The organism is Bradyrhizobium sp. WSM2793, assembly GCF_000379585.1.
GTDB lineage: Bacteria > Pseudomonadota > Alphaproteobacteria > Rhizobiales > Xanthobacteraceae > Bradyrhizobium.
In genome coordinates this window covers 42,138-57,609 of sequence record NZ_KB902788.1, presented here as the reverse complement: position 1 = coordinate 57,609, position 15,472 = coordinate 42,138, and the positions used below count along the sequence as shown (strand labels likewise).

General features: G+C 65.3%; 13 protein-coding genes, 1 other RNA gene and 1 pseudogene. 10 read left to right on the top strand and 5 right to left on the bottom strand.

The genetic code is table 11. The annotated features are described in order from the left end of the window. Positions 1 to 15 precede the first annotated feature (15 nt). The 8 genes from ssrA to A3AS_RS0121875 all read left to right on the top strand — a co-directional run bounded on the left by ssrA (position 16) and on the right by A3AS_RS0121875 (position 6,454). Positions 16 to 381: a transfer-messenger RNA gene (gene ssrA / locus A3AS_RS44640) on the top strand. A 115-nt stretch (positions 382 to 496) separates the two neighbouring features. Further along, positions 497 to 1,015, top strand: a complete 519-nt coding sequence (locus A3AS_RS0121905; RefSeq protein ID WP_018319705.1) for an SspB family protein — start codon at positions 497 to 499, stop codon at positions 1,013 to 1,015. 89 nt (positions 1,016 to 1,104) lie between these two features. Continuing rightward, the gene (gene fumC, locus A3AS_RS0121900) at positions 1,105 to 2,553 is read left to right on the top strand and encodes a class II fumarate hydratase (RefSeq protein ID WP_020508718.1); all 1,449 of its coding nucleotides are present in this window, start codon (positions 1,105 to 1,107) and stop codon (positions 2,551 to 2,553) included. A 281-nt stretch (positions 2,554 to 2,834) separates the two neighbouring features. Further along, complete coding sequence (locus tag A3AS_RS0121895) at positions 2,835 to 3,038, top strand: DUF4169 family protein (RefSeq protein ID WP_018319703.1); 204 nt, start codon at positions 2,835 to 2,837, stop codon at positions 3,036 to 3,038. Next, on the top strand, positions 3,035 to 3,286 hold the full coding sequence (locus tag A3AS_RS0121890) for a ribbon-helix-helix domain-containing protein (protein ID WP_018319702.1): 252 nt from the start codon (positions 3,035 to 3,037) through the stop codon (positions 3,284 to 3,286). Before A3AS_RS0121895 ends, A3AS_RS0121890 begins: the two co-directional genes overlap by 4 nt. Positions 3,287 to 3,400: 114 nt before the next feature. Beyond that, complete coding sequence (locus tag A3AS_RS0121885) at positions 3,401 to 3,676, top strand: FeoA family protein (protein ID WP_018319701.1); 276 nt, start codon at positions 3,401 to 3,403, stop codon at positions 3,674 to 3,676. A gap of 37 nt (positions 3,677 to 3,713) precedes the next feature. Beyond that, a complete protein-coding gene (locus A3AS_RS0121880) occupies positions 3,714 to 5,585 on the top strand; it encodes a ferrous iron transporter B (RefSeq protein ID WP_018319700.1) in 1,872 nt (623 codons plus the stop codon). Positions 5,586 to 6,013: 428 nt separating this feature from the next. After that, positions 6,014 to 6,454 carry a hypothetical protein gene (locus tag A3AS_RS0121875; RefSeq protein WP_157644350.1) on the top strand — a complete coding sequence of 147 codons (441 nt, stop codon included), beginning with the start codon at positions 6,014 to 6,016 and terminating at the stop codon, positions 6,452 to 6,454. A gap of 107 nt (positions 6,455 to 6,561) precedes the next feature. Here A3AS_RS0121875 and A3AS_RS0121870 read toward each other — a convergent pair. Next, a pseudogene (locus A3AS_RS0121870) lies at positions 6,562 to 7,322 on the bottom strand (outer membrane protein). Positions 7,323 to 7,481: 159 nt separating this feature from the next. Beyond that, on the bottom strand, positions 7,482 to 7,745 hold the full coding sequence (locus A3AS_RS0121865) for a hypothetical protein (RefSeq protein WP_018319698.1): 264 nt from the start codon (positions 7,743 to 7,745) through the stop codon (positions 7,482 to 7,484). A gap of 296 nt (positions 7,746 to 8,041) precedes the next feature. Between A3AS_RS0121865 and cax the strand changes: the two genes are divergently transcribed. Next, on the top strand, positions 8,042 to 9,145 hold the full coding sequence (gene cax / locus A3AS_RS0121860; RefSeq protein ID WP_018319697.1) for a calcium/proton exchanger: 1,104 nt from the start codon (positions 8,042 to 8,044) through the stop codon (positions 9,143 to 9,145). 167 nt (positions 9,146 to 9,312) lie between these two features. Then, positions 9,313 to 9,810, top strand: a complete 498-nt coding sequence (locus A3AS_RS0121855) for a GNAT family N-acetyltransferase (RefSeq protein ID WP_018319696.1) — start codon at positions 9,313 to 9,315, stop codon at positions 9,808 to 9,810. Positions 9,811 to 9,964: 154 nt separating this feature from the next. Here A3AS_RS0121855 and A3AS_RS0121850 read toward each other — a convergent pair whose 3' ends face one another. The 3 genes from A3AS_RS0121850 to A3AS_RS0121840 form a co-directional block, all read right to left on the bottom strand. Beyond that, positions 9,965 to 10,207 carry a hypothetical protein gene (locus A3AS_RS0121850; protein ID WP_018319695.1) on the bottom strand — a complete coding sequence of 81 codons (243 nt, stop codon included), beginning with the start codon at positions 10,205 to 10,207 and terminating at the stop codon, positions 9,965 to 9,967. Positions 10,208 to 10,241: 34 nt separating this feature from the next. Further along, entirely contained in the window at positions 10,242 to 11,360 is a 1,119-nt protein-coding gene (locus A3AS_RS0121845) for a DUF2336 domain-containing protein (RefSeq protein ID WP_018319694.1), read from the bottom strand. Between the two features lie 359 nt (positions 11,361 to 11,719). Further along, a complete protein-coding gene (locus tag A3AS_RS0121840) occupies positions 11,720 to 15,331 on the bottom strand; it encodes an AsmA-like C-terminal region-containing protein (protein ID WP_018319693.1) in 3,612 nt (1,203 codons plus the stop codon). Positions 15,332 to 15,472: the final 141 nt, after the last annotated feature.

The following is a 15,472-nucleotide window of genomic DNA, read 5'->3' as shown; positions in this document are numbered from 1 at the left end:
GGGAACGTTCAAAACCCCCTGTTTTTCAAACCCTTTGCGCCCTATATTGGGGCTGCCGGTTCGCCGGCTATGGAAATAAACGGTCGTCGCAATAAACCATTCGGACCCGGGGGCGGTACCCGGCGCCTCCACCAAAGCCCACCAACGGGTCATTCCGAAGCGGGCTTTGGCGGGGGCGAAATAGGATCGACGAGGGCGTAAAGGGCGTACTTTTTCCCGGTATTGTTCCGCCGTTATCGGGCTACTGCAATAGTTGCCAACGACAACTTTGCTCCGGTTGCTCAGGCTGCGTAACGCAGTTTGAAAGACCATCTTAAAGTCCTAACGGGTTAAGCTCCGTTAGGCGGGGTTCGGAGGCACCTGGCAACAGAAGCCTCCACTTTACTCTTGATTTCTTCCCCGGCGGGGACTCCTGCTGACCCGTCAGGCGCGGTACTATTGCGGCTTGGCGAGTCGGGTCGGCACGGTCCGGCTTCGGGGATGCAACAGGACCACCATGGCGACCGATCATATCCGATACGATGTGCTGGCCCGCGACGCGCTGCGCGGCGTGCTGCGGAAGGTGCTGACCGATGCCGCGGCCCAGGGCCTGCCGGGCGAGCACCATTTCTTCATCACCTTCGTGTCGAAGGCCGAGGGCGTGAAGCTGTCGCCGCGGCTGCTGGCGCAATATCCGGAAGAGATGACGATCATCCTGCAGCATCAGTTCTGGGACCTGACCGTGCTCGAGGACCGCTTCGAGGTCGGCCTGTCCTTCGGCGGCATTCCGGAGCGGCTGATCGTGCCGTTCAGCGCCATCAAGAGCTTCCTCGATCCGTCCGTGAAATTCGGCCTGCAGTTCGACACGTCCGACGTCGCCGAGGTCGCGCCCGAAACGCTGCCGACAGCTCCCGCGCCGTCGGCCGTCGCCGTGCAGACGCCTGCCCCTGAAACGGCGGAAGGCACGGAGGAGCCGGCGGCTCCGAACCAGGGCGGCGCCGAAGTCGTGCGGCTCGATCGTTTCCGCAAGAAATGATCTAGGTTGGGGCCGGAGCCATCGCGCCCGGCCAAACTGTCTATATAGAAGAGCACATGAAACGGCCGCGCGGCATTTCGGGCGGCAGGATGGATGTGCTCATGGCCAAAACTGCCCGCTCGAAGACTGACCGATCGAAGACTGCCCGCCCCGACACCCGCATCGAGACCGACAGTTTCGGCCCCATCGAGGTCCCCTCCAATCGTTATTGGGGGGCGCAGACCGAGCGCTCGCGCCAGAACTTCCGCATCGGCACCGACCGCATGCCGATCTCGCTCGTGCACGCGCTCGGCATCGTCAAGCTCGCGGCCGCGCAGTCCAACCTGGAGCTCGGCCTGCTCGACCGGCGCCGCGCGGGCGCCATCATCCGCGCCGCGCGCGAAGTGATCGAGGGCAAGCTCGATGACCATTTCCCGCTTGTCGTGTGGCAGACCGGCTCGGGCACGCAGAGCAACATGAACCTCAACGAGGTGATCGCAAACCGCGCCAATGAGCTGCTCGGCGGCGAGCTCGGCGCCAAGAAGCCGGTGCATCCCAACGATCACGTCAACATGAGCCAGTCGTCGAACGATTCGTTTCCGACCGCGATGCATATCGCGGCCGCGAGCCGCATCAATGCCGACCTCATTCCTGCGCTCGATGAGCTGCTCCGCGCGCTGCGCAAGAAGGAGAAAGCGTTCGCAAAAATCGTCAAGATCGGCCGGACTCATACGCAGGATGCCACGCCCCTGACGCTCGGCCAGGAGTTTTCCGGCTATGCCGCGCAGGTCGAAAGCGGCATCGCCCGGCTCAACGTCGCGGTGAAGGACCTCTATCCGCTGGCGCAGGGCGGCACCGCCGTCGGCACCGGCCTCAACTCGAAGCCGCGCTTCGCGAAGCTTTTCGCCAAGCACGTGGTCGGGATCACGAAGCTGCCCTTCACCAGCGCCGCCAACAAATTCGAGGCCCTGGCCTCCAACGACGCCTACGTGCTGGCGCACGGCGCCATCAACTCGGTCGCGACAGGGCTGTTCAAGATCGCCAACGACATCCGCCTCCTGGGATCAGGCCCGCGCTCGGGGCTCGGCGAGCTGATCCTGCCGGAGAACGAGCCGGGCTCCTCGATCATGCCGGGCAAGGTCAATCCGACCCAGTGCGAGGCGATGACCATGGTGTGCTGCCAGGTGTTCGGCAATCACACCGCGATCACGGTGGCCGGCAGCCAGGGCCATTTCGAGCTCAACGTCTACAAGCCCGTGCTCGCCTACAACATGCTGCACTCGATCCGCCTGATGGCGGATGCCGCGCGATCCTTTACCGAGCATTGCGTGAGCGGCATCCGCGCCGACGAAAAGCGCATAAGTGAGCTGATGCAGCGTTCGCTGATGCTGGTGACGGCGCTCGCCCCGAAGATCGGCTACGACAACGCCGCCAAGGTGGCCAAGACGGCCCATGCCAACGGCACCACGCTGAAGGAGGAAGCGCTGCGGCTCGGCTTCGTCTCGGCCGACGAGTTCGATCGCCTGGTCCGCCCCGAGAAGATGACCAGCCCGGGATAGAACTCCGAATTCCGATAGCCATCCGTAATGATACGGACGCTCGGCGCCCTAGAAATGTGCGGCTTTGGGGGCGGGATTTGATTACCGTCAATGTTCCGGCAGGACGGCGTGCTACGCAGCCCTTCCGCCCCTCGACGGGGGCGAAATTCATCGTTTGATGGCCCGAGAGGCCGATTGACGAGGACAAGCGAATGGCGATCAAGTCTTGTGGGGCGCAGTGCGGCACCCTGTTTCTGAGTGTTTCATCCTGCCTGGAAAGGATCGGATGATGGAGACGCGGCATGGGGAACGTCATCAACCTGAATCGTTTCAGGAAGCGCGCCGAACGGGAAGCCTCGGCGAAGCAGGCGGACGCCAACCGGACGAAGTTCGGCCGCACGAAGGCGGAACGGTCGGCGCAGGAGACGCGCGCGGACAAGGCGAAGGCGCATCTGGACCAGCATCAGTTGGACCAGCACCAGATCGATCGCGAGGAGCAGCCATGAAGTCGCCCGTCGTGAAACGGTCGATCGTCGTCGCCGGGCACAAGACCAGCGTCAGCCTGGAAGAGGCGTTCTGGAACGGCATGAAGGAGATCTCCGGCTTGCGCAACATGACGTTGTCCGAGCTGGTCGGTGAGATCGACAACAACCGCCAGCAGGGCAATTTGTCGTCGGCGATCCGCCTGTTCGTCCTGGACTACTTCAAGAGCCGGGCCATGGCCCCCCAGCCGGACAAGGTCGCGGCCCAGTAACCGCCGGGGCGCCTTGGACGGCGCTCCGCGATCTGCACTTTAAAATCACTCTAAGGTGCGGTTTCAGCGAGCGCGCGCGCTTGACCTCAATGCCTTGCGTTGAAAATACAGGGCATGACCGACACCAATGACACGCGCCCGCACATGCCGCTGGGTCTGGCCCAGCGCGGCTATACCGGCGTCATCCAGCATCTTTCCGCTCGTGAGGCGGGCTCGGCGCTCTCCGACATCGAGCTCGAGAGCCGCCTGATCGAGCTCGGCTTCGTCGAGGGCGCCCGGGTCGAGGTCCTGCACGAGGGGCTGGTCGGGCGCGACCCAATCGCCGTGCGGGTCGACAGCATCACGATTGCGGTCCGCCGCCGCGAGGCCATGGCCATCATCGTCGCCTAGACAGCGACCGGACCTCTGATCCCGGACCAGTGATTCCATGGAATTACCCCTGCTGCATCTCGCCCTGGTGGGCACGCCGAACAGCGGCAAGACCTCGCTGTTCAATGCCCTGACCGGCAGCCGGCAGAAGGTCGCGAACTATCCGGGCGTCACCGTCGAGCGCAAGGAAGGCTTCTTCGTCACTCCCCTGGGACGCCAGGTCTCGGTGGTCGACCTGCCCGGCACCTATTCGCTGCGCGGCCGCAGCCCGGACGAGGAGATCACCCGCGACTTCGTGCTCGGCAAGGCCTCCGGCGAGACCGTGCCCGACCTCGTGCTGTGCGTAGCCGATTCCACAAATCTACGGCTGACCATCCGCCTGCTGCTCGAGCTCAAGCGCACCGGACGGCCGATGCTGCTCGTGCTCAACATGTTCGACATCGCGGCCCGCCGCGGCATCACCGTCGACACGGAGCGGCTCGCCAAGGAGCTCGGCCTGCCCGTGGTCACCTCGATCGCGGTGCGCAAGGGCGGCACCGCCGACCTCTTGAAGCTGACCGACGAGATCTCGGCAAAGCTCGCCGCCGAGGTGGAGGCGAACAGCTGGCGCGCGCTCAGCGTTTCCGAATTGCGCGCGACCCAGCGCGAGGCCGACCGCATCATCGCCGACTGCGTCAGCCTGCCTGCCAGGCCCGACACCTGGACCGCGCGGATCGACGCATTCGTGCTGCATCCGGTCGGCGGCCTCATCGTGCTCGCGCTGATCCTGTTCGTGATGTTCCAGGCCGTGTTCGCCTGGGCGCAACCGGCAATGGACGTGCTCAAGTCCGGCTTCGACGCGCTCGGGGAGCTCGTGCAGGCCACCCTGCCCGACGGCCTGTTGCAGAGCTTCCTGCAGAATGGCGTGATCTCCGGCGTGGGCAGCGTCATCGTGTTCCTGCCGCAGATCATCCTCATCTTCCTGTTCATCCTGCTGCTGGAAGATTTCGGCTACATGGCGCGCGCCGCGTTCCTGATGGACCGCATCATGGGCGGCGCCGGGCTGCACGGCCGCGCCTTCATTCCGCTGCTGTCGAGCTTTGCCTGCGCCATTCCCGGCATCATGGCGACGCGCGTGATCGACAACAAGCGCGACCGGCTGACCACGATCCTGATCGCGCCGCTGATGACCTGCTCGGCGCGTATTCCGGTCTACACGCTGATCATCTCGGCTTTCATCCCTGCGAAGGACGTCTGGGGCTTCATCAACCTGCAGGGCCTCGTGATGTTCGGCCTCTATGCCTGCGGCATCATCAGCGCGCTTCTCGTCTCGTTCCTGATCAAGTTCTTCATGCTGCGCGACTATGCGCCGGCGCCGTTCATGCTCGAGCTGCCGGACTACAAGATGCCCCGGCTGAAATCGATCGTGATCGGCATCTTCACCCGCGCCAAGATGTTTCTGTACCGCGCCGGCACCACGATCTTCTCGATGATGGTGCTGATCTGGTTCCTGGCCTCGTTCCCGCAGCCTCCGGCGGGCGCGACCGAACCCGCCATCGACTTCAGCCTCGCCGCGATGATCGGCAAGGCACTCGAACCGCTGCTCGCCCCGGTCGGCTTCAACTGGCAGATCGCGGTCGCGCTGATCCCGGGCATGGCGGCCCGCGAGGTCGCGGTCGCGGCACTCGGCACCGTCTATGCGATCGAAGGCGGCAAGGAAGCGGCCGAGCAGATCGGCCAGGTGCTGGCGACGAAATGGTCGCTCGCCACCGCGCTGTCGATGCTGGCCTGGTACATCTTCGCCCCGCAATGCGCCTCGACGCTGGCCGTGATCCGGCGCGAGACCGGAAGCTGGACCTGGATGGCCGTGACCTTCACCTACATGCTGGTGTTGGCCTATGCCGCGAGCCTCCTGACCTACAACGTCGCGGTGGCGCTGGGAGCGGGCTAGCAGCCCCTCCAAACAAAATTCGCGAAAACAACCCCATGCACAGTAGACAGGGGTTGTGAAATCAATGGCTTACGCGCGGGCGAGAGTCGTCTCGGCTGCCTGGTCGGGCGAAACACTGGCACGATGCCATTCTCCCGAGGATCATCGATGCCGCACAGGTCTGGCTCGCAAGTCACGAGCTTTGCCGACGCGCGACCAGACTGCTGCGAAGCTGCGGCAGCGGTCGAACTGCATGCTGCTTCCGAGGCGCGGCATCGTCGGGCAAAGCATGGATGCAATGACATCATCAAAGAGTCGCCAGGACCAGGTTGGAGATATTTCGCGCACTTGATCTGGATCAAGCTGCCTCGCGCAACGAGTCGGAGACTGGCGGAACGTCGTCGCAAGCTGGGCCATTGTGGGGGCACGGAGCGACCGGGATGCCGTTATTGGCCTACTTCTGGAAGGTCGGAGCGGCGTTGCTCGCGCTCCTGTTCGTTGCCGACTTTTGTCTGCCCGGCGCGCAAGTCGCCGAGAGGACGACCGCGGATCGGGCGACCATACGCATTCACTCGGACCGCAAATGGCCCGAGCGTGTGGTCCTCGATATGACCGCGCCAGTGATCGTGGCGGTCGCATCTGCACCTTCGACTACGGAGCCTCCTTCCCTCGCCCGCACAGAGCCGCCGGTCATTCGGGCGGAGACATCCGCGGTTGCCAATGCACTCGCGATGGCGCGCGCGGACTCGCCGCAGCGCGAATCCGTCGAGCACAAGCGGCCGCGAAGGCCGCAACACATTGCGACGCGATCGAAACGACACCCGACGCCGCAGATGGTTCTGGCGGCGCGGCAACCACAGTTCGGGTGGTTTGGCTACCGGGACTGGTGATCGCAACGGCGCTCGTGCGGCACTCGAACGCGCCGCGCGTCTGTTCATCTCCCACGAAAAAGGCCCCGGTCGATGCCGGGGCCTGAGTTCACCGGGAAGACCTGAGATCAGTAGCGAGCCGTGACCGGCGCGCCGTAACCGCCGAAGCGATAGTTCAGCCGAAGTGTGACCATGTCGATATCCTGGGTGACGCCGCTGCCCGTGAGCGCAAGCCCGCCGGGCGTGACCACGCCGGCTGCGAAGGCGGTGTTGTCGCGCCCCATCCAGAGATGGTCGTACTCGACACCGACCGACCAGTTCGGCGTGAAGCCATATTCCCAGCCGACACCGAGAGCACCGCCCAGCGCGTGTGACCTGCGGAGGCGAGGCCAACGCCCGTGACGTTGTTGAAGATATCGAAGCGATTACGGGTCACCGCCGCGCCGCCCTTCAGGTAGAACAGCGAGGCGTTCCATGCCCAACCTACCTGGGCCGTGAAGAGCCCGATGCCATCCGTCTTGCCCGTGGTCGAGACCAGCGGATCAATCAGGCTGACACGCGTGTTCTTGATCTCGGCCCAATCGCCCTGCGCTTCCACGCCGAGCACAAACTGATTGGTCTGCCAGCGATACCCGAGCTGTCCGCCGATCAAGCCGCCGGAGCGATCGGCGCAACCACTTGCGAGCGTCCCTGCGGCCGTCACGAAGTCCACGCAGCCACGGCTTTGCCCCCAGCCGCCGTTGGCGCCGATGTAGAATCCCGTCCAGTTATAGACTGCCATCACAGGTACCGGCGGCGGCGCTGCCTTGACAGCCATATCGGCAGCCATGGCCGGAGCCACCATGCTCAGCGCCGCGAAGCCGATCGCAGCTATCGAGAGCTTCTTCATCGTCGAATCCCCTTTTCCTAGATCTCTGCCGTTCAAAAATTGAGCCTTATGCAGGCTGGCGTGCATATTGCGAACGTCTCGAAGGTTACGCGCGAGGGAGGCTTTGGCCCGTACCAAAATGGCAACACTCAAGCGCCACGTCTGTGCACGATAATGTGCTTACTCGCCATCCATCTCGGAGCGCGAAGTGCTGTCTTGTTCGTCGGCAAGCCAGGCGCGGATGCCGGAGGATGGGATGAGCCGCCTGGGAAGATGGGGGTTGATCGTGCCTGCAAAGACCGCAAGCCCCTCGTCGAGCCTGGCACGCGCGAACAGCTTGGCTTCATGCTCGGTCGCGAAAGTCTTCGTCTCACGCGGACTCCGCTGTCTCAAAAGTAGCCCCCGTTTTCGAACTTCAAAGGTGACGTACCAAGTCGGAATCATCGCTCACACCAACACCTCGCCAACCAGCCCGGTTGTTGTTGTGGTTTGGCCGTGATCGCAGCGCTTGATGCAGATCAACTCGAATGGCTTGTCGAATTCGCCAGCGAGGAAGGCCAGATGCAGCGCAGCAGCGGCGGGAGCCGCCGCCTTTGGCGCCTATGGCTATCGCCGGGCGTGCGGATATCAGCCGCCCTGCTATTGAGGCGCCGGTTCGAGGGCGCGCAAGCCGTTGAGCTAGATCAACACCGGGCCCCTCTCCGGCGGCAGCGTCGAGGTCTGACCGCGAAGGACGGACTATGAATGCGCTCCTCAGGGAAATCCGGCACAGCCCGCTGCTGTGGCTGCTGATTGTCGTGCCTGTCGTGATCGTGCTCGAGCATCTCATGCCGGACGCGCATACGCTGCTGTTCGTGCTGGCCGTGATCGCCATCGTGCCGCTCGCGAGCCTGCTCAGCCACGCGACGGAGGCCGTGGCCGAGAAGACAGGCGATGCGGTCGGCGGGCTGTTGAACGCCACGCTTGGCAATCTCACGGAGCTCATCATCGCGGTCACAGCGTTGCAGGCCGGTCAATACATGCTGGTCAAAGCCTCGATCGCGGGTGCGATCGTGACCAACTCGCTGTTCATGCTGGGCGCATCGCTGTTTCTGGGCGGATTGAGGCATCGCGTGCAGGAATACAACCGGGCGGGTGGCAGGCTCCATTCCGCGCTGCTGCTGATGGCCACGATTGCCCTGTTGTCACCCTCGGCCGTGGCCGATCTCGACTTTCCCGGACACGAGGCGACGGTGCAGCGCTTGAGCACCGCCTTGGCGGTCCTGCTGATCGCGGCCTATGGTCTCGGCCTGCTGTTCTCGCTGAAAACGCACAAGGAGCTGTTTGCAAGCAGCGACCATGGCGAGGCTGGCGGCCCGATACTGCCGATTGCAATCGCCGTTCCGACACTGGGGATCGTCACCGTGCTGGTTGCGCTCGTGAGCGAAATCTTCGTCGCGTCGGTGCAGAAGGCCGCCGAAACGCTCGGCATGACCCCGGCATTCGTCGGGTTCATCGTCGTTGCCCTGGTCGGGGCCGCGGCCGAGATGGCCGTGGCGTTTTCCGCGGCACGCCGCAACCGGCTCGACATGAGCGTGAGCATCGCGCTCGGAAGCGCCAGCCAGATCGCCTTGTTCGTCGCACCCGTTCTGGTGCTGCTGAGCTACGTTGTCGGGCCGCAGCCCATGGATCTTCAATTCTGGCCGGGCGCGGTGACCATGGTCATGATCGCCGCCGTGGTGACGAGCTTCGTCACCAATGGCGGACGCTCCGCCTGGTTCGTCGGCGCGCTCCTGCTCTGCATCTACGCGATCTTCGCGATGACGCTCTACATGGTTCCGCCCGGCTCGCACGGCCCGGTCTAAAGCATGATCCGGAAGAGTGCGCAGCGGTTTTCCGAAAAGATCATGCTTGAACAACGACCTAAAGCGCCGCGCGCCGGTTGACCTGTCGGGCAAAACAGCGGCACGATGGCATCATCGGCCTCGATAACATCCAGATCGCGACCAGCTCCGGGCGACACTCTGCTTCCATGAATCGCTTCAGTACCGACAACCTGAACGCCGAGCGGCTGAACGAAAGTCACCTCGCCGACCTCGTCGCGCTCCATCTGGATCCCGAAGCGTCGCGTTATCTCGGCGGCGTGCGCTCGGCGGAGGCAACGGAGAAATATCTCGTCGCCAACATGGCGCATTGGGATCAATACGGCTTCGGCCTGTGGACCCTGCGCACGAAAGACGGCGCCTTTGCCGGACGGGCGGGCATCCGGCACATCCTGGTGGATGACGTCGACGAGATCGAGATCGCCTACGCGTTCGTGCGCGGCATCTGGGGCCGCGGATTTGCCAGCGAGATCGCGGCTGCGCTCACTCGGATCGGGCTGTCACAACTCGAGCTGCCGTCTCTCATCGGCATCGTCTATGTCGCAAACGGCGCATCGCGCCGTGTGCTGGAGAAATCGAATTACCTGCTCGAGCGGAGTACGAACCGTCACGGTGAGGACGTGGTGATCTACCGCATCCGTCGATGAGAGCCGCGGGTCCTCCTGCGCGGTGACGACGTAACCACCACGCAAGAGGTTGAGCCGCCCAGTCCCTTAAGGCGCGATGCGATCAGGATGGAGCGTCATCGCGCTTTAGCTTGTTGTTTATGCATGATGACGTCGCCGCGCGGCCTCGCGGATCCTACCTGAAATACCCCAACACGAGATCGATGTCGGAGCTTCCGGCCACCGTGCCGGTCAGCTCGGCGTCGATGACGCGGCGGCAGGCGTCGATCGCGGCGTGATCGCCGAGGTCATTGGCGGCTTCCAGCACGAGCCAGGCCGCGTCCACCGACGCCTTGTCGGGTGCTCCGCCGCCGAGATCGGCGGTGACGGCGCTGTTGAGGCTCTTCTTGCGAACCGCGGTGCCGAATTGAGGCAACATTGCAAATACTCCCCTTCGAATTCCGGGACGATGCTCAGTGGACCTGAAGCTCGGGCTGACGGCCGCCCGCGGTGGAATCCGCGGTCTTGCGCGACTGGTAGAACTTCAAGACGCTACGCGAGGTCTCGATCTTGAGCCGGCCGAAATCGCGCTCGTTTTCGTGCAGCTCGCGCGCCGTGATCAGATGATCCTTGGCGCCGAGGAACAGCAGCGACATGGTCGTGTCCCAGGAGAAGTCGAGCGCCTTGCACAGCACCAGAATCATCTCACGGTTACGGTCCATCATCGCGCGCTCGATCACGTCGACCGGCAGCGCCGACAGCAGCGACAGGCCGATCTGCACCTCGTCGAAGCGGTGCTGGCGCGCATAGTTCGAGATCGAATCCTGGTTGAGGTTGCCCTGGCGATGCTGCGTCGTCACCACGCGCTTGGCGACGAAATAGCTGCGGGAGGACGGGCCGAACTTGGACTGGAGATCGCCGGTGACCTCGGTCACCGAGCTCTGGATCTGCGCCATCATTTCCGGCCGCTCGGTCTCGAGGCGGCGGCGAACGTCTTCCGACGCCTTCGAGATCAGCTGCTGGAAGATGTGGCGCGGCACGTCCTTGCGCAGGCCAAGCTGCTCGGCGAGGATCGAATCGCCTTCGGCGCGCCGGACCATGTGCAACAGGCCCGAACCGGAGAAGCGCGCGCCCTCGTTCCTGGCCACCGACGTCACGACCTCCTGATCGCCGCGCTTGACCAGCACGTCGGTGACGGCCTCGCCGATCGATTTGCGCTGGGCGATTGCGAGCAGATGCGACTGGCCCTTGGTCATGGCACTCTCGACCAGCATCTTCTCGTCGAGACGAGTGGAGTCGCGCAGCACGGGACCTGCGACCTCGATCTCGTCGTCGAGCGCCAGCTTTTCGATGACGTTGAGCGGCGCGTGATCGCACGCCGACATCAGCTCCGAGAGCTGCGCCCGCGCGGCGACCTCGATCTCGTCGGCGAGCCGCCCGATGACCTCGCCGAACATGCTGATCTCGTCGTCGCTGTAGCGGCCGGTGATCAGAATGTCGGTCGCATGCCACAACGCCTTGGCCCGGCTCTCGTCAGTGCCGCGCGCGATCGCGTCGTCCAGATCCTGTAGAAGCGTTTTCGCCCCGTTCATCTCGATAACCCCAATTCTTGGCAGTTCTTTTGGCGCGCCGCCCCGCCGCTCGTGGCGGGACACCGGATTCCCTGGGAACTGACGCTAGAGATCAAACGCGAGAATTCGGTAAAATCGGCAAATCAGTTTTGCCGGGCAAAATTCATTCAAATGCGAGGGAATGGGTTTACCGGCGGACAAGGCGGCTCGGAAGGTGCGCTCCCTCTCCCGCTTGCGGGAGAGGGTTGGGGAGAGGGTGTCTCAACGGAGAGACTCCCAATGTGGAGAGAGCCCCCACCCGGGGCTTCGTGCCGACCTCCCCCGCAAGCGGGAGAGGTCGCACCGAGCCCGCGGATTCATCACTCTAAACAAGGGCACCCTTACGGATTCTGCGGCGTCAGCACCAACGGCGGCTTCGGCTTGGGCTTGGCGGGCGGCGGACCCGGAGCGGGCTTCACGTCGATGGCCGGCGGCAGCGGCGCAAGCTGTTGGGCAAGCGGCGGGCTTGGCGCGGCGGGAGCGGCCTGCGGGGCCTTTGGCAGCGGCGCGGCTTTCGGCTTTGACGGCGCGCGGCGCGGATCCTGGCCCGGCAGCGGCACGTTAACCGGCGCCTGCTCGGGCGTTGCATCCGGAGACACCAGCGTCGGCAGCGCCGCGGTCGCCGGCGGCGGCTCGCCGCGCTCGATGGCGTCTAACCGGCGCGTCTCGCGATCGATCGTGCGCACCGCAAGCCAGGACGACAGCGGCGCAAGGTCGATCGTGCGATTGAGCTTGTCGGGAGGGCCCGCCGCAAACAGCTGGATCTCCGGCGGGGCGCCGGAGAGGCCGGTCATGATCGGCGTCAGGCTGGCGCGGATGTCGGCCTGGTCGGCGGGAATGTCGTAGCCACCGGAGACGATGGCGCGGGCGTTCTTCGCTTCCAGCGGGGTGGCGCCGACGCGCAAGCGTCCGTCGCGGATCGTGAACGGGATCTGCGCCGAGGCCACCGCGATCGGCGCGGCGGCAAGCGCGGGCTCGACCAGCTGGCGCAGGCGGTTGTCGTCGGCGACCTGGCCGCCGTCGCTGGCGCGGATCGCGATCTCGAAGGCGCGCGGATTGAGGCCGCCGATTTCCGCGGAGTCCAGCGTCACCGTGCCGTTGCCGGCGAGCGCACCGGTGAGCGCCGCGACGCTGCGGCCCTGGCTGGTCAGCGCCATCTGCACCGAGGCGCGCCCCTTCGGCAGCGCGAGATCGCGATAGCGCAGCGTCGCCGCATCGACATTGGTGAGATCGATGCGCGCGTTCAACGCAAGACCATTCGCGCCGTTGCGTGCGTCGAAGCTCGCCGACATCTCACCGCCACTGAGGCCGCCTTTCAGCGCATCGAGCGCGAGCGACTGGCCGTCGCTTCGCAGCGTGCCGCCGAATGGGCGCAGCTCGATGCCACCGGGCAACATCCCGCGCAACGCCTGGAAAGCGATGCGGCCGCGCCAGCCGCCCAACAACCCCGCGCTCAGCGGCTCGCCGGACTCATGCCCGGCGGCGCCGATCGCCATCGCGAGCGCGGGCGCCAGATCGAGCGTATCGAGGCCGACTTCGCCGTCGACGCTCTTCTCCGGATCGAGCGTCACCGCCAGATGACCGCGCAAATGCGAGCCTGCCGCATTGCCGTCGAGATCGTCGAAGGTCAGGCGGTTGCCGGAGAGCGTGAGGCGGGAGGACAGGCTGACGGCCTGCATCGATTTGCCGGCCGGGCTGGTCCCGAACAGCGGCGCCAGATTGGTGTTGCGCACGCGCAGGTTCACGCTGGCTTTCGGCTCCGACAATTCGACGCTGCCCTGCGCATCGGCGTCGAGCCCGCCGCCGCTGAGCTTTGCGTTCAATTGCAACGGCCGCCGCCATGCACCGGTCAGCTTGCCTTCGAATTGCGACGCGCCCTCGCCTGCGGCCACCACGCGATCGAGCCCGAGCAGCGCCAGCAGCGCGCCGGCCTGCGGCGTCGATATCTTCGAGTCCAGCGTGAAGTCGCTGTTGCGCAATTTGTCGATATCGATGCCGTTGACCGCCGCCACCGGCGTCTGCGCAGTCAGCGTCGCACTGGCCTTGAGCTGCGGCGCGTCGAGGTCGAGCACGGCGCGGGCATTGCTGCGATCGGCATGCTCGGCATTCCTGTCGAGGCTGAGATCGAGCTTGAGGCGGGTCGCGCCTGGTAATGAGGGGATGGCATCGAAACGGGCGCGGACCGCAGGCGCAAACGGCTCGATCAACGCGGTGAGCTCGCGCAGCGCATTGGCCGAGGACTTCAGCGCGAGCTTGCCGGTGGCCTTGGTGCGGTCGAAGCTGCCGCTCGCCTCGGTGGTCACGCCGCTGGCCTGGCCGAAGCGCAGCTGCTCCAGCGACAGCGATGCCGGGCCGTAACCGAGCTTTGCCGCGAACGGCCGCAGCTCCTGGCCGGCGGAGATGGCGCGGCCGATATCGAGCGAGAGCTTTGCCTCTTCCGGCCATTCGCCCTGCGGCCCCGCAAGCGCGCGCACAAAGCTCGCGGCGGCGTCGAGATCGAGCCGGTCGGCCTTGAGCTCGGCGTCGATCCGCGAGCCCTTGCTCGCGCCTGTTTGCACGAAGGCGATGCGGCCCGTGACGGCGCCGCCTTCGATATCGGCCTTCAGCCTGTCGATGGCGAGATGGTTGGCGGCGATGGTCACGTCGCCGGCAAGGCGCAGCGGCCGCGTGCTGCGGCGGTTGACCTCGCTGCGGCCCTGCAACCAGGCCACCAGCGCGTCAGGATCGGAGGATTCGACACTGAGACGACCGCTGAAACTGTCGGCGCCGGGAGCTGCGCCGTTGAGCGAGAGTTGCGTCATGCCGGGCGCGCGCAGCTCGAGCCGCTGGAAGGTCCAGGACCTTCCATCGGTCTGAAGCTCGGCCGCGATGTTCTGCAGCGGGCGGCCGCCAAGCATGATCTGGTCGGAATTGAACTCGATCTGCGCCGGGATCGGAGCCTGCGGAATGGCAGCCAGCCCCGCGCGCAGCGCCGGCAGGATGCGAAGCGGCTCGGCATCGTCCTTGCCCGCGAGCCTGTCGGCATCGACCTGGCGCGCCGACAGCACCGCGCGCAGCAGCGGCGAGGCGCCGAATTTGAGGTCGCCGACGCCGCCGAGCTTCAGCGCATTGTCTTCAGCGCCGAAGCTCGCGTCGATCTGCTCGAACTTCGCACCGGCTGGATCCGCCCTAAGCTTGGTCGTGAGCTTCCACGGCGTTGGACCCGCCTCGCCCGCCTTCTTGACCGCCGGTACGGCCAGCGTCAGCGCACCGTCGAATTTCGGCAGGCGATTGTCGAAGGCGAGCACGCCTTCGAGATCGGCGAGGATGGCACGCTCGCCGGGATCGATGTTGAGGTGGAGACGGGTGGCGCTGCCGTCGGCGCTCGGGCCGGAGGAGACGCGGAACGGATAGCGCACCCCGGCGGCGGTGAACCTGCCGTCGCCGCGCACCGAGCCCGCGAGTGAGCGGACGTCGCCGGAGAAGGCGATGTCGTTCAGCTCCAGCGTCGAGCGGCTGGCGGCATCGTGGAGCGCAATGCGGCCGGTGAGATTCACCCGCTCGATGGCGAGCGAGGCCAGATTGAAGGTGCCGCTCGCGGTGGAAGGCAGATCGACCCGCCCCCGGGCATCGAGGCCGAGATCGACCGCCATGCCGCCCACCGAAAGCTCGGTGGCGCGCCATTCGCCGCGCATCAATGAGCCCAGGCTGAACTCGACATCGAGCTTGTCGGCGCGCAGGCGACCGAGATCGTTGTTGCCGCCGAAGGTGACCTGGCGCAGCCGCAGCGTCGGCGCCGGCAACAGCCGCGCGTCGAGCTCGCCCGCGACCCGCACCGGCACGCCGATGATCTTGCCAGCCTCCGCCTCGAACTGGGGCCTGAACTGGTTCCAGTCGACGTAGTAAGGCCCGATCAGCGCGGCCAGCAGCGCAATAATGAAGGCAATCGCCAATCCGAGCAGCGTCGTCTGCACGGGTCTCCCCTCGGCCAAACCGGCATCCGGACCAAACCCTGGCCTTAGTGGACTTCAGGCGTGCCGGAACAGCCCCTTATATAGGGGGAAGTGTGGCGAAGTCACAGCGACTGTTGCGCGCGGAGGTTAATGCCGGCGTGC

What these genes read in the sequence shown, in the direction of transcription:
- A3AS_RS0121905 (WP_018319705.1), top strand. Translation starts at nt 497, where the DNA reads ATGGCGACCGATCATATCCGATACGATGTGCTGGCCCGCGACGCGCTG.
- cax (WP_018319697.1), top strand. Translation starts at nt 8,042, where the DNA reads ATGAATGCGCTCCTCAGGGAAATCCGGCACAGCCCGCTGCTGTGGCTG.
- A3AS_RS0121885 (WP_018319701.1), top strand. Translation starts at nt 3,401, where the DNA reads ATGACCGACACCAATGACACGCGCCCGCACATGCCGCTGGGTCTGGCC.
- A3AS_RS0121845 (WP_018319694.1), bottom strand. Translation starts at nt 11,360, where the DNA reads ATGAACGGGGCGAAAACGCTTCTACAGGATCTGGACGACGCGATCGCG.
- A3AS_RS0121895 (WP_018319703.1), top strand. Translation starts at nt 2,835, where the DNA reads ATGGGGAACGTCATCAACCTGAATCGTTTCAGGAAGCGCGCCGAACGG.
- fumC (WP_020508718.1), top strand. Translation starts at nt 1,105, where the DNA reads ATGGATGTGCTCATGGCCAAAACTGCCCGCTCGAAGACTGACCGATCG.
- A3AS_RS0121865 (WP_018319698.1), bottom strand. Translation starts at nt 7,745, where the DNA reads ATGATTCCGACTTGGTACGTCACCTTTGAAGTTCGAAAACGGGGGCTA.
- A3AS_RS0121850 (WP_018319695.1), bottom strand. Translation starts at nt 10,207, where the DNA reads ATGTTGCCTCAATTCGGCACCGCGGTTCGCAAGAAGAGCCTCAACAGC.
- A3AS_RS0121890 (WP_018319702.1), top strand. Translation starts at nt 3,035, where the DNA reads ATGAAGTCGCCCGTCGTGAAACGGTCGATCGTCGTCGCCGGGCACAAG.
- A3AS_RS0121855 (WP_018319696.1), top strand. Translation starts at nt 9,313, where the DNA reads ATGAATCGCTTCAGTACCGACAACCTGAACGCCGAGCGGCTGAACGAA.
- A3AS_RS0121880 (WP_018319700.1), top strand. Translation starts at nt 3,714, where the DNA reads ATGGAATTACCCCTGCTGCATCTCGCCCTGGTGGGCACGCCGAACAGC.